At 35.5% G+C, this 14033-nt stretch carries 14 protein-coding genes; 12 read left to right on the top strand and 2 right to left on the bottom strand.

Going from position 1 to position 14033, the window contains the following annotated elements:
• The first annotated feature begins 85 nt into the window (after nt 1–85).
• From HNR27_RS17520 to rsgA, 3 genes are all read left to right on the top strand, one after another.
• On the top strand, nt 86–910 hold the full coding sequence (locus HNR27_RS17520; protein WP_429340650.1) for an aldo/keto reductase: 825 nt from the start codon (nt 86–88) through the stop codon (nt 908–910).
• 156 nt (nt 911–1066) lie between these two features.
• Nucleotides 1067–1390, top strand: coding sequence for a hypothetical protein (locus HNR27_RS17515; protein ID WP_429340649.1), 324 nt, complete (start codon nt 1067–1069; stop codon nt 1388–1390).
• A 442-nt stretch (nt 1391–1832) separates the two neighbouring features.
• Nucleotides 1833–2888 (top strand): ribosome small subunit-dependent GTPase A, encoded by a 1056-nt coding sequence (gene rsgA / locus HNR27_RS17510; protein WP_429340648.1) that lies wholly within the window; start codon nt 1833–1835, stop codon nt 2886–2888.
• A 130-nt stretch (nt 2889–3018) separates the two neighbouring features.
• On the opposite strand, the gene HNR27_RS17505 is transcribed toward rsgA, so the two are convergent.
• On the bottom strand, nt 3019–3558 hold the full coding sequence (locus tag HNR27_RS17505; protein WP_212920688.1) for an HD domain-containing protein: 540 nt from the start codon (nt 3556–3558) through the stop codon (nt 3019–3021).
• A gap of 138 nt (nt 3559–3696) precedes the next feature.
• Here HNR27_RS17505 and fni point away from each other — a divergent pair, with 138 nt between their 5' ends.
• The 9 genes from fni (at nt 3697) to murB (ending at nt 13275) form a co-directional block, all read left to right on the top strand.
• Nucleotides 3697–4755 (top strand): type 2 isopentenyl-diphosphate Delta-isomerase, encoded by a 1059-nt coding sequence (fni, locus tag HNR27_RS17500; RefSeq protein ID WP_429340647.1) that lies wholly within the window; start codon nt 3697–3699, stop codon nt 4753–4755.
• 130 nt (nt 4756–4885) lie between these two features.
• The gene (locus HNR27_RS17495; protein ID WP_429340646.1) at nt 4886–5728 is read left to right on the top strand and encodes an MBL fold metallo-hydrolase; all 843 of its coding nucleotides are present in this window, start codon (nt 4886–4888) and stop codon (nt 5726–5728) included.
• A gap of 84 nt (nt 5729–5812) precedes the next feature.
• The gene (locus tag HNR27_RS17490; protein WP_429340645.1) at nt 5813–6526 is read left to right on the top strand and encodes a DsbA family oxidoreductase; all 714 of its coding nucleotides are present in this window, start codon (nt 5813–5815) and stop codon (nt 6524–6526) included.
• A gap of 216 nt (nt 6527–6742) precedes the next feature.
• Nucleotides 6743–7696 carry an ABC transporter permease gene (locus tag HNR27_RS17485; RefSeq protein ID WP_212920684.1) on the top strand — a complete coding sequence of 318 codons (954 nt, stop codon included), beginning with the start codon at nt 6743–6745 and terminating at the stop codon, nt 7694–7696.
• Nucleotides 7686–8636 (top strand): iron chelate uptake ABC transporter family permease subunit, encoded by a 951-nt coding sequence (locus HNR27_RS17480; RefSeq protein ID WP_212920683.1) that lies wholly within the window; start codon nt 7686–7688, stop codon nt 8634–8636. The genes HNR27_RS17485 and HNR27_RS17480 overlap by 11 nt, the downstream gene beginning before the upstream one ends.
• Nucleotides 8630–9385 carry an iron ABC transporter ATP-binding protein gene (locus HNR27_RS17475; RefSeq protein ID WP_212920682.1) on the top strand — a complete coding sequence of 252 codons (756 nt, stop codon included), beginning with the start codon at nt 8630–8632 and terminating at the stop codon, nt 9383–9385. The genes HNR27_RS17480 and HNR27_RS17475 overlap by 7 nt, the downstream gene beginning before the upstream one ends.
• Before the next feature lie 382 nt (nt 9386–9767).
• On the top strand, nt 9768–10733 hold the full coding sequence (locus tag HNR27_RS17470) for a siderophore ABC transporter substrate-binding protein (RefSeq protein ID WP_429340644.1): 966 nt from the start codon (nt 9768–9770) through the stop codon (nt 10731–10733).
• Between the two features lie 155 nt (nt 10734–10888).
• Entirely contained in the window at nt 10889–11578 is a 690-nt protein-coding gene (locus tag HNR27_RS17465; protein ID WP_429340643.1) for a SurA N-terminal domain-containing protein, read from the top strand.
• A 779-nt stretch (nt 11579–12357) separates the two neighbouring features.
• Entirely contained in the window at nt 12358–13275 is a 918-nt protein-coding gene (gene murB / locus HNR27_RS17460) for a UDP-N-acetylmuramate dehydrogenase (RefSeq protein ID WP_429340642.1), read from the top strand.
• Between the two features lie 115 nt (nt 13276–13390).
• On the opposite strand, the gene HNR27_RS17455 is transcribed toward murB, so the two are convergent.
• The gene (locus HNR27_RS17455; RefSeq protein ID WP_429340641.1) at nt 13391–13843 is read right to left on the bottom strand and encodes an HIT family protein; all 453 of its coding nucleotides are present in this window, start codon (nt 13841–13843) and stop codon (nt 13391–13393) included.
• Between the last annotated feature and the right edge of the window lie 190 nt (nt 13844–14033).

Raw genomic sequence — 14033 nt, 5'->3', positions numbered from 1 at the left:
CTTTTAAAGAATAGAGCTGAAAATTTTTTCTTCCAGGTTTCATATGGTAAAATGATATAAAATTTACATAGAAGGAGCCGATAATATGGAATTTGTAACATTAAATAATGGTTTGGAAATGCCTAAATTAGGTTTTGGTGTATGGAAGGTAAAAGATGATGAAGCTGAAACAGCTGTAAAAAAAGCAATTGAGGTTGGATATCGCTCCATCGATACTGCAAAAATTTATGGCAATGAAGAGGGAGTTGGCCGTGCAATTGCTGCAACGGATGTACCAAGAGAGGAACTATTTATTACCACAAAGGTTTGGAACTCTGATCAAGGGTATGAAAATACATTAAAGGCATTTGATGAAAGTCTTAAGAAGTTAGGTCTCGACTATGTAGATTTATACTTGATTCACTGGCCAACACCAAACTTTGACTTATATATCGAAACCTATAAGGCACTTGAAAAGCTTTATCATGATGGTCGTGTCAAGGCTATCGGTGTATGTAACTTTAATGTTGAGCACCTAGAGCGCCTTTTAAACGAATGTGATGTTGTACCTGTTTTAAACCAAGTTGAATGTCACCCATTTTTACAACAAGCAGAACTGAAAGCATTCTGTAAAGAGCATGATATTTGGTTAGAGGCATACAGCCCGTTACTTAATGGGGGCGATATACTAAATAATGCAGTTATTCAAACGATTGCTGAAGCGCATGGTAAAACACCAGCACAGGTAATCCTTCGTTGGCATCTACAGTATGACAATATCGTCATTCCTAAAACAGTAACTCCTTCTAGAATGGAAGAGAACTTCAACATATTTGATTTTGAGTTAAGTGCTGAAGATATGAAGAAAATTGAGGGTCTTAACGAAAATAGAAGAATTAATGCCGATCCAAATGAATTTCATATGCGTTAATAATAGAAGAGATGTAAGGGAAGGATTCCTTGCATCTCTTTTTATTGACTCTAAAGCTTCATTTGCGGAACAGAGGTAGATAAAAACAACCTATTATCCCTTTTTTGTTTATACTATAATCGATAAACATAAATTTACAAAGAGGGCGTATAATCTATGAAATCGGAAAAAGACTATTTTAAACAAATTATTCGGACATTTTGTAGAGTAGAAAATATTCCGCCAAGAAAAGTAAGATTTACAAAACATAATAACTATATAACGGTAAATATTAAAAACGAATCAGAAGATGGATTAGATACAAATTGCTTTAGAGTTATGAACCTAATTTATAATGTAATTGGTTCTATAGGAGTTAAATTTAGTCAAACACCATTTTTAATCCCAAGCTCAGGAAAAGTAGATAGAATTACTATTTCATTTGAGGAACAAGATTATCAAACTTTGCTTGATCAATTATTTAACCAAAATATTGAATGAGTCCTTTACTTTTCATTCGTCCATTTATTGGTTTAAAAACTACTATCCTATTCTTTCCCTTTTGAGTCTATATCCTTGAAATAACATATGTATCTTTTACCGGATACTTCAAAAATTTTATGACAATCTATGATAACTTCTGTACCCACTGGTATATATTTTTTAATTAAGGGAATAGTACTTGGAATATTCTTCTTTAAGCATTTTTCATCTATTACAATTAAAAAGGCTCTAAAAATTTCCGATTCTTTAAAATAAGTGTAGCTTTTCAGAAAAATTGTAGTAAACTATAAAAGAAAATATATGGTTCATCCATTTTAAAGGAGTGATGTTTTATGAGAGAAATGAAAACAAATTCAGTTAATCCGTATAAAACAGTTAAAATGGAGGAACGGTCGGCATAATAGAGCGTTTCCTCCGCTAATATCAAGGAGGAAAATACTTGCATAATTTAGAAAAATTAGGTTGGAAAAAGGAATATGATGTTTTAGAAGATAATGTTGCACGAGTTATTAGTGTGCAGAAAAATAGCTACCGTATATCAGACGGTGATTTGGAGTATTTAGCCCACTTAAGTGGCAAGTTCTTAAATGAATCCAACAGCCCGCTAGATTTCCCTTCTGTTGGGGATTGGGTTGAGGTGCAAAAGATACCTGAGGAGAACAAAGCAGTTATTAAACGTGTTTTACCAAGAAGAAGTCAATTTGTCAGACAAGCAGCAGGGAACCGAACAGAAGCACAAATAGTTGCAGCAAATATTGATATAGTTTTTATCGTTAACTCACTTAATCATGATTTAAATCTGAGACGAATAGAGCGTTACATGATATTGGCATATGAAAGTGGTGCGACACCGATTATTTTATTAACGAAAAGAGATCAATCCACTATCGATGAGATAGAAGATGCTATAGCATCTGTCAGTGAAGTAGCAATCGGTGTTCCGATTATTCCTATCAGTAGCTTGAATGGAGAGGGAATAGAGGAATTGTTAGGCTATTTGTCAGATGGAAAGACTGCTGCACTATTAGGTTCTTCTGGCGTGGGGAAATCTACACTAATAAATTCCCTATTAGGCCAGGAGGTTCAGGAAACAAAAGATATCCGAGAAGATGATAGTAAAGGTCGACACACAACCACACATCGTGAAATGTTCATGATGCCAAACGGCTCCATGCTTATTGATACTCCTGGGATGAGGGAGATTCAATTATGGGATGGGGGAACTGCCATAGAAACAACCTTTCAGGATATCGAATTACTTGAAAAGGATTGTCGATTCTCGGATTGTCGCCATACTACAGAACCTGGATGTCGCGTGCAAGAGGCGCTTTCAACTGGAGAATTATCCGAAGAAAGATTCCAAAGCTATTTAAAGCTTCAGAAAGAATTAGCTTATGAAGAGCGCAAACAAAATTTGAAAGCAAAAATGGAAGAGAAAAACAAATGGAAAAAGATTTCAAAGCAACAAAAGGAAAATTATAAATATAGAGTATAATAAAAGGCGAGGCACGTATAGGATGTACGTGCCTTTTTCAATGGGGATCATTAATAATAGCCAGATTGTTACCAAAAACTACCTACATCACTATTTTGGCTTTATAAGTAATATACTTTCTATAGAGAAATCAGTTAAAAATTCGCTTCACTAAATTCTCGTATTCATCAAAATACATTGGAACCTCTTGCTTTTGTAATCCAACTTTCATGTTCTCGACAATAGATGTGTTATACCATTTTTGATCTTCTTTACCAGCATTGAAGTTGTTCCAAACAGAGTCACCATGAAGCTTCAAATCTAATTCGAGTCCTAATAAATTATCGAGCTTGTCTGCAACGATTAAATATTTTACCTCTTTGTCAGCATGTTTGATAGTATCAATGGTATGTTGTTTACGCTCCTTCCATGACTTTGATTTATCCTCCGTATGCGCAGCAACAAGAAAAGCTACTCTTTCTCCAAACCTCTCTTTAATATCCTCTAATTCATATATCGTATCCTCTACTACGTCATGTAAGTAGCCTGCACAGACTAACTCCTCTGAGAACCCTTCTCTTTCAAGTCGTTCAGCAACACGAATCGGGTGTGTAATATATTCATCATTAGAATTTTTTCTCTTTTGACCTGTATGTGCCTTCGTGGCAAATTCTTTGGCTTCTGTTTTCAAGAATAGCTCTCTCCTTCTACACTTATTTTTACTTTATTATATAGAATTGAATACATAGTGAAAACCTATCACTTTACTTTCATTTGATAAGGGAAACAAGTAAACTATAGGTAGGACATAAGGATTGGAAGTGTGAACATGGCTGAGCAAGGAATTAATAAACGCAAGACAGAGCATATTCGCTTATGTTTGACAGACCAAGTAGAGGGTGTCAATAAGAGTACTGGTTTAGAAGGAATTTCCTTTATTCATAATGCACTACCAGAAATTAATTTTAATGATATTACGATTGATACAAGCTTTCTTAAGAAACCTTTAAAAGCTCCATTTCTTGTAAGCTCCATGACTGGTGGCTCAGAATTAGCAACAGAGATTAATCAAAATTTAGCAGAGGCTGCTGAACAGAGAGGCTGGGCGATAGCCTTAGGATCAACTAGAGCATTGCTTGAAGGTGACAAACATCAGGAATCATTCTTAATCCGAAATCAAGCACCGACAGTCCCCTTAATTGCAAATCTTGGTGCAGTTCAATTAAATTATGGCTATGGTCCAGAGCATGCACAAAGAATTGTTGATTTAACAGAAGCAGATGCACTTTATCTTCATTTAAATACCCTTCAAGAAGTTATTCAAGATGAGGGGGACTTAAATTTCGACCAGCTGCTCCCTAAGATAGAGGCTGTTTGTAAAGCATTAACGGTACCAGTTGGTGTTAAGGAAGTGGGCTTTGGGATTGATGGAACTGTTGCGAAAAAATTATCTGAAGCCGGTGTAGCCTTTATCGATGTTGCTGGGGCAGGGGGAACATCATGGAGTCAAGTGGAAAAGCTACGCTCCAAAGACCCACTACGCAAAGCAGCAGCAGAAGCATTTAATAGCTGGGGCATCCCGACAAAGGATTGTATCGTCTCCGTACGAAGTGAATTGCCAGGAGTTCCATTAGTTGCAAGTGGTGGAATGAAGACAGGATTAGATGCTGCAAAAGCCATTACGATAGGTGCTGATATTATTGGTTTTGCTCGCTCTTTATTAAAGGCAGCAACCGATTCTGTAGAAGCTGTGCTACAAGTAATGGAACAAATTGAATTCGAATTGAAAATCACAATGTTCGGTATAGGGGTAAAGGACTTACAAGCATTAAAGAATACAAACCGAGTAACCATTATGGGTAGGTCTTTATTAGAAGAACAGGGCTAAAGTAAAAAGCTTAGCCTTGTTCTTTTTTATATGGAAACGTAGAATATTTTCCTATGACATAAAAATTTCCATCATTAGATAGATTTCTTTAACCAATAATAAACATAACAAATTAGAAAGGGGTTATTGCATGGATAAGGAAATACATGATATGAAGGATTCACGGTTTATTCCGATGACATCTATTCAAAACATGATGGGTCAGGAAGTGGCAGAGGATGTGTATTATTATACTACTCAAATAGTAAATATCATTTTCATTGGTAAAGCCGGAGATGATAAATGGTATTTAATTGACGCTGGGATGCCTAATTCTGCTTCTGAGATAAGACGACAGGCTGAAGAACGTTTTGGCCAAGGTGCAAAGCCAGAAGCAATTATTTTAACCCACGGTCATTTCGATCATGTAGGAGGACTTGTTGATTTACTCGTTGACTGGGATGTTCCGGTATTTGCTCATGAAGCAGAATTTCCATATTTAACAGGTGAAAAGAGTTATCCAGAGCCAGATATAACAGTAGAAGGGGGAATGCTAGCCAAGATTTCTTCCATCTACCCAAATGAACCCATTACTATTGGAAGGTATTTAAAGGCACTTCCAAAGGATCACCAAGTACCAGGATTAGAAGAATGGAAGTGGATTCATACCCCAGGGCATTCTGAAGGTCATGTTTCCTTTTATCGGGAAAAGGATGGGCTTCTAATTTCAGGAGACGCAGTTATTACTGTAAAGCAAGATTCTTTTTACAAAGTCCTTACTCAGAAACCAGAGGTATGTGGACCACCACGATACTTAACCCCGGACTGGAATGCAGCAAGGCAATCGGTTACTGCTCTCTATGAGCTCCGCCCTAAGACCATGATATCAGGTCATGGCATTTATATGGAAGGGGACGAATTGGAACACGGTCTCTCCCACTTAGTAGATCATTTCGATGAAGTTGCAGTACCAGACTATGGAAAATACGTGTAAGCATTAAGTCTATCTAAAGCACAACATTACCTCGGCAATCTAATGTTGTGCTAAAATATTTATAAGATAGTGGGGTGCAACTACATGAAGATAGAAGTGTGGTCTGACTTTGTTTGTCCATATTGCTATATCGGAAAACGTAGGTTAGAGTTGGCACTAGATGAATTTGAACACAAGGATTATGTGCAAATTGTCTATAAAAGCTATGAACTTGATCCAAAAGCTAAAAAGGATCCTAATCAAGATATCCATGAATATCTCGCTACCAAAAATGGAATACCGATAGAATATGCGAGACAAATGAATGAAAAACTGAAAAGCCAAGCAAACGAAATTGGATTAATTTTTAATTTTAATACAATGCAGCATACGAATACTTTCGATGCTCATCGACTAGCGAAATATGCAGAAACACAGCAGCTTGGATTGGAAATAACAGAAAAACTCTTACAGGCTTATTTCACTGATTCAATGTTAATTAGTGATTTTCATACGTTATTGAATATAGCCACTGAGATTGGTCTAATGAAAGAGGACGTTGAGGAACTATTAACTACAAACAGATATGGTAAGCGCGTTAGAGAAGATGAGGATATTGCAATGCAAATAGGGATAGAAGCTGTGCCCTTTTACGTTTTCAATGAAAAACATGCCATATCTGGTGCACAACCTAAAGAGGTCTTTATAAGCATATTAAATAAAGTATGGAAAGAAGAATGTGACAATTCTAAGAACCCTTCTAAATCCAAGGCTAAAACATCCTATTGCACGGGTGAAGGCTGTGAAATGAATGAATAATATGAATGAAAGCTTGCTAGGAAAGTAGAATTCCGTGCAAGCTTTTTCTTTTGCAGCTAATAAATTGTTGAAAATTGTATACTTATTTATATTGACGAGACTGTCAAATATGCTATACTCGTGTTAGAAAGTTAATTGATAATGAATCTCATTCTTATTTAGAATAAATTAAAGTTAATAATGATTATTATTAATAGTAAAAAGGGAATTTTCATAATGAAATTACGTTATATGGTAATCGTCCTTGTAATTCTATCATTTGTTTCGGTTTTTATTGGGGTTTCCAATGTCTCTCCTCTTGATATTTTCAATCTTACCGAAGAACAGGCGCAGATTCTGTTTATTAGTAGAATTCCAAGATTAATTAGTATTTTGGTAGCGGGTATGAGCATGAGTGTTGCTGGATTGATTATGCAGCAACTAAGCAGAAATAAATTCGTGTCACCAACAACAGCAGGTACATTAGATTCTGCTAGATTAGGTGTATTGGTGTCCTTATTGTTTTTTACTGCAGCAAGTCCACTTTTACGAATTGTGATTGCTTTTCTATTTGCCTTAGCAGGTACAATGGTCTTTATGAAGGTACTAGATCGCATTAAATTTAAAGATGCTATATTTATCCCTTTAGTAGGTCTAATGTTTGGGAATATTATCAGCTCCATGGCTACCTTTATAGCGTATAAAGAAGATTTAATTCAAAATATGTCTTCTTTTATGCAGGGCGATTTTTCCATGATTATGAGTGGCAACTACGAATTAATTTATCTTAGTATACCAATACTAGCAATTGCATTTCTTTATGCGAATAAATTTACAATTGCAGGAATGGGAGAAGATTTTTCTAAGAACTTGGGACTAAATTACCGGCAGGTTGTCAATTTAGGGCTTGTTATCGTAGCACTAGTGACTGCCTCTGTCGTACTAACCGTTGGTATGATTCCGTTTTTAGGATTAATTATTCCAAATATTGTAACCATCTATCAGGGAGATCATTTGAAGAAAACGCTTATGCATACAGCCATGCTTGGCGCGGTGTTTGTCCTGTTATGTGATATTATCGGCAGAACGATTATCTATCCATATGAAATCCCGATTAGCTTAACGGTTGGTGTAATAGGTAGTGCTATCTTTATCTACCTATTATTAAGGAGAAAGAAATATGGGCTATAAGAAAAAAACAATCATTCTTGCTAGTGTTGCAGTCGCTCTTACATTACTGTATCTGTTATATGATTTAAAGGGAAATATCGGTTATATTCTGCCTAGAAGAATAATTAAGGTTCTTGCCATTATATTAACAGGTGGGGCTATAGCCTTCTCGACTACGGTATTTATGACGATAACCAATAACCGTATCCTAACTCCTAGTGTTTTAGGACTTGATTCTTTATATATGTTGATCCAAACGTTTATCATTTTTATTTTCGGCTCAACATCTATTGTAATGATGAACAGTAGTATAAATTATTTGCTTTCCATTGGAGCAATGGTCTTATTTTCATTAATTCTGTACCGTTTCCTCTTTAAGGGAGAGAAAAATAATATTTATTTTCTATTACTTATAGGAATGATTTTAGGTACATTCTTTAATAGCTTTACCTCTTTTATGGAGGTACTAATTGATCCAAATGAGTTTATGGTTGCCCAGGATAGAAGCTTTGCAAGTATTAATAATGTTAACAAGAATCTTGTTTATCTATCCTTAGGAGTAATCGCAATTGTATTTATTTACTTTATGCGTTTTTACAAATATCTTGATGTCTTAGCTCTAGGAAAAGATGACGCTATTAATTTAGGGGTAAACTATGATTATGTGGTCAAACGATTACTAATCATTGTCTCTATTTTAACTGCCGTTGCGACAGCTCTAATAGGTCCAATAACCTTCCTAGGCTTGTTGGTTGTGAACATAACGTATGAATTTATGAAGACTTACCGCCACTTATATGTACTGCTAGCGTCAGTATTTATAAGTATTATTGCACTAGTTGGTGGGCAGTTTATAGTGGAAAAGATATTTACATTTCAAACTACTATTAGTGTTATCATCAACTTCATCGGTGGTGCTTACTTTTTATATCTTTTGTTAAAGGAGAATCGATCATGGTAGAGGTAAAAAACCTGTTAAAGACATACAACCATAAAAATGTCGTTGATGATGTTACCTTAAAAATTGAAAAAGGAACCATGACATCATTTATCGGCCCCAATGGTGCTGGAAAGAGTACGTTAATCTCTATAATCACTCGATTAATAGCAAAAGATTCCGGAGAAATTCAAATTGATGGGCAAGATATGTTGAAAACAGATAGCAATGAATTGGCTAAAAAAATATCTGTACTAAAACAGTCAAATACAATCAATCTGAAGCTAACGGTTCGCGAATTAGTTTCCTTTGGACGTTTTCCTTATTCAAAAGGGAAGCTTTCAAAGGAAGATGAGAAGAAAATAGATGAAGCTTTGGAATATATGGAACTAAAGGATATGGAGAATAAGTTCCTTGATGAGCTTAGTGGTGGTCAAAAGCAACGAGCACATATAGCAATGGTAATCGCTCAGGATACCGAGTATATTTTCCTGGATGAACCGCTTAACAACTTAGATATGCGGCATTCCACACAAATCATGAAGATATTGCGACGATTAGTGGATGAATTAGGAAAAACTATTCTAATCGTTATTCATGATATCAACTTTGCATCCTGCTATTCCGATAATATTGTTGCATTAAAGGATGGAAAGATTGTAAAACAAGGACGCGCTTGTGATGTTATAGATGCATGTGTCCTGAAGGAATTATATGACATGGATATTGAAATTCAAGAAGTTGGCGATAAACGTATCTGTGTCTATTACTAATTGTTTAAGAACTAGTGGTGTCATGAGCAGATATAGTCTTAGATACCCAATATTATGGCGGTTTAAATAAATAAAAACACCATAAAAAAAACCCCTTCATAATGGGGCAATAATTACATTACCAAACCATTATAAAGGGTACTCACATTCTTATCTTACCTTATAACGTTTGGTAGGTAAATGATTATGCCCATTTTTTATGTTCATTCAAGCCTGTATATTCGACATGGTTTTGGAGCGCTCAAACCAATAGAACAGCTCATTTGCTGGTTGATGGAAAGGAATGAACTCGATTACATATTGAGGGGAAAGTAGTTAACGACTATATCGATGAAAGATAACACTAGCTTAAAATATATCATCTATAAAGGAGTACTATCATATGAAGAAATTTACACTGTTTTTTAGTATAGCCATGTTACTGCTATTTCTTGCAGCTTGTGGTAACTCTGATAATGAGAATTCCACAGACAATGCTTCATCCGATAAGTCATCTTCTGAAGAATCAAAAACAATTTCAGTTAAGCATGAACTAGGGACTACTGACAATGTCCCTGTAAATCCTAAAAAAGTAGTTGTGTTCGACTTTGGTACATTAGATACTTTGGATAAATTAGGGATTGAGGTAACTGGTCTACCGCAAGATAATATCCCTTCATATCTTGAGAAATATGAAAGTGATCAATACGAGAATGTTGGTTCACTAAAGGAGCCAGACTTTGACAAGCTAGCAGAGATTGATCCAGATTTAATTATCATTTCTGGAAGACAATCACAGCTTTATGATCAATTCACTGAGTTAGCACCGACTATTTACCTTGGCGTAGATACTACAAGATATATGGATTCTTTTAAAGAAAACTTGGATGTAATTGGTAAAATTTTCAATAAAGAAGATGAAATCAAAACAGTGCTTTCTACAATTGAAGAGTCTATTGCTAACTTAAAAGAAAAAGCAGAAGCTAGTGGGAAAAATTCTTTAATCATCTTAGCTAATGATGACAAAATTAGTGCGTATGGCCCTAATTCTCGATTCGGTATTATTCATGATGTATTTGGAGTAACACCAGTGGATCCGAACATCGAAGCTTCAACCCATGGTAATAATGTGTCCTTCGAATACGTATTGGAAAATGATCCAGATCTATTATATGTTATTGACCGTGGTGCAGTTGTGGGAGGAGAATCTTCTGCCAAACAATTAGTTGAAAATAAGCTAATGGAAAATACAAAAGCCTATAAAAATGATAATATTGTTTATTTAAACCCAGATTACTGGTATCTTTCTGGTGGTGGACTTGAGTCAGTCCAAGAAATGATTGATGAGATTGATGCAAGTCTAAAATAATCTTATCGTAAGGGTGGGAGCAATTCGCATTGTTGTGAATTGCTCTTTTTTCAATGGAAATGCCCGAGTCTCGATATAGACATGTACCCTATTCTTGCATTGGCAGTATCAATTATGTTTGAATAGAAATACTACGTTAGGAAATGAGGAATAACATGAAAAAAGTAATAGCCATCCTTGCAATAGCCCTTCTCTTACTTGTTGCTGCGTGTGGAAAAGAAGATAAGGAAGAAAATGCAAATAAAGAAGTAAAGCCAGAAGAAGTAACAATGGATAAAGACGAGGTTGTAGATAACAATAAAGTAGTTGTTCGTATAAATGACAAGGATATAACTGGAGATTTATATAATGCCGTCTACCTACAAGGTAAGCTACGCGCTGTACAATTTGGACAAGACATAAGTGAGAAGGAAAAGATGAAGGAATTAGCATTGAACGAAATAATTGCTCAAGAGTTGATTAAACAAGATGCCAATAAGCAAGGTATAACAGTCTCAGAGGAAGATATTCAGAAGGAATATGATGACTTAAAGTCAGAGGATGAAAAGAAGTTTAAAGAGTATTTAAAGCAATATAAATTAACAGAGAAAATTGTCAAGGAACAAATACTGTTTACTCATATCCTTAATCAATATGTGGATAAGGAAATCCAAATTGATGAGGTAACGGAGGAAGACGCAAAAGAAGCCTATGACAAGCTGAAAAAAGAAATGGATGATATTCCAAAGTATGAGGATGCAGAATCCACTATAAAAGCTAATCTTAAACAACAACGTGAAGCAGATGCTTTACAGGTGAAAGTGGAAGAATTAAAAGAGACGGCAACTATCGAAAAACATATATAAATTTCCTATAGGTCAAAGGAGCACATGACAGTGAAATCATGTGCTTCTATTTTGTTTTTTGGTTGACTAGAATCGCTCATATACGTGTTTATGGTAAAGGAATTCGATTGTCTGCAAAAGTAATTGATGTAGTTTTGTTGGGGGCTGCTTCTATATGTACTATTTTTCGTTGGTTTCGATACAAGTTGGTGAATTTATGCTGAAGCATAGTGCTCTAATAGACACGGTTAAAGAAAACCGCAGCACTTAGTCCAATAGAACACTTCTAATGGACTAAATTGCGGGAAACCGCAGCATTTAGTCTAATAGAACATATCTAATGGACTAAGTTGCAGAAAATCGTAGTGTTCAGTCTAATAGAACATATCCAATAGACTAAGTTGCAGAAAACCGCAGTGTTCAGTCTAATAGAACGAATCTAATGGACTTAGTTGCAGAAAATCGCAGCATTTAGTCTAATAGAATGCTTCTAATGGACTTAGTTGCAGAAAACCGCAGCATTTAGTCTAATAGAACGTTTCTAAAAGACTAAACCAAAGAAAAACACGGCAACGAGTCCAATAGACGACTCTGGAAGACTAAATTAAAAAACCTGTTACCCGGTAGCACATCTTATATGTTTTGTCCGAAAGTATATACAATGATAAAAACGCTGGAATAAAAAGGTATGGATTTATTTAGATTATTATATTCTTAATAAGTGGCAAGAAAGTGGAAAATAACTTAAAATGAAACAGATGGGAACGATGTATAGGAATTTGATTAAGGGAATGATTTAAGTGAACAATCATCATGTATTCGAGGAACTAATTAACATTACATCAAAGGAAAATGTAATGGTTAATGAGCCTTTGAAGAATCATACGTATACACGTCTTGGTGGAAATGCAGATTTTCTTGTAACTCCAGAGACTTATGAACAAGTTCAACTCATTGTTAAACTGGCGAATCGAGAAGAGATTCCTTTTACCTTGCTAGGTAATGGATCCAATTTAATAGTTAAAGACGGCGGTATTCGCGGAATCATCATGAATTTGAATAAATTAAATGACATTCGAACAACAGATACTAAAATCACTGCCCAAAGTGGTGCCCGTATTATTGATGTATCAAGGGCTGCCTTAGACGTAAAACTTACTGGCCTTGAATTTGCTTGTGGGATTCCTGGCTCAGTTGGTGGAGCCCTCTATATGAATGCAGGTGCTTATGGTGGAGAGATTAAGGATGTTTTAGAAAGCGCAATCCTTGTAGAACCAAATGGAAATTTATTAACGTTACGTGCGGAGGAGTTAGATTTAGAATACCGAAGAAGTAATATTCCGGATAAAGGATATATTGTTTTAGAAGGAACGTTTGCATTAAAGGAAGGCAATTATGACGAAATAAAAGCTGTTATGGATGATTTGACATTTAAACGAGAGTCCAAGCAACCTCTTGAGTACCCTTCCTGTGGAAGTGTGTTTAAACGACCGCCCGGATACTTTGCAGGTAAGTTAATCCAGGATAGTGGTTTACAAGGAACGCAAATTGGTGGGGCGCAAGTATCCTTAAAACATGCAGGATTTATTGTGAATAAAGACAATGCAACTGCAGAAGAGTATATAAGTCTGATTCATCATGTCCAAGCGACTGTTAAGGAAAAATTTGGTGTTGCTTTAGAGCGAGAAGTACGAATTATTGGCGAGGATCTAGAATAGAAAACCGCGTTGTTTAATGCAAGACAAATAAAAATAAAAGAGGTGCAGTACCAATGCATCTCTTTTATTTTTATTTATAGTCTGGCTGCCAGCCCAACTGAAATCGTCGAAAAGGTTACTCACTTTGATTATTCTCAAGGTGTGATTTTATACGATTGCAAAGAGTAATGACTTCGTTGTTATCTCCAAATGGTGCATCGCTCCAATCATATACAGCAAATGGTCCCCAAAATTCTTTGGGAGTATTTGGATACCGCGGAACTAAGTGCATGTGAAGATGGGGGACTGCGTGCCCTGTGACATAGGAATAGATATGTTCTGCCTTTTCAACTTCCATTAACGCTCTACTCATTCTAGCCATTGCTTTGCCAAATGCCATTGCTTCTTCCATATTCATATCCCCAAGTGTTGGAACATGTCTCTTTAAATCAATCATGATATGGCCCAAATAGTTTGGGTTTCCATTTCTATCAATATGGCCAACATATACATATTCATCCTCATAAATCACTGCACCAGAAGTCTGAATATTCCCTACGTGTTTATTACAAATAAAGCAATCTTCCATTTATGCATCACCCTTTTTAAATATTTCCAAAATTATAGTATAATCAGTCTGATATTGGAATAAGTATCTTCATTTTTTATCTATCTATACAGAAAGAGGCTGGGACATAACTAGCCAAAAATAAATAGAAATGGTTCCAATCATCTAAAAACTGGTGCTTGGAACCATTTTTTTTGGTTTGTTTTCAATA

The sequence above is a fragment of the Ornithinibacillus bavariensis genome (assembly GCF_050433565.1).
Taxonomy (GTDB): domain Bacteria; phylum Bacillota; class Bacilli; order Bacillales; family Amphibacillaceae; genus Ornithinibacillus; species Ornithinibacillus bavariensis.
This window is presented reverse-complemented; position numbering and strand designations above follow the sequence as displayed.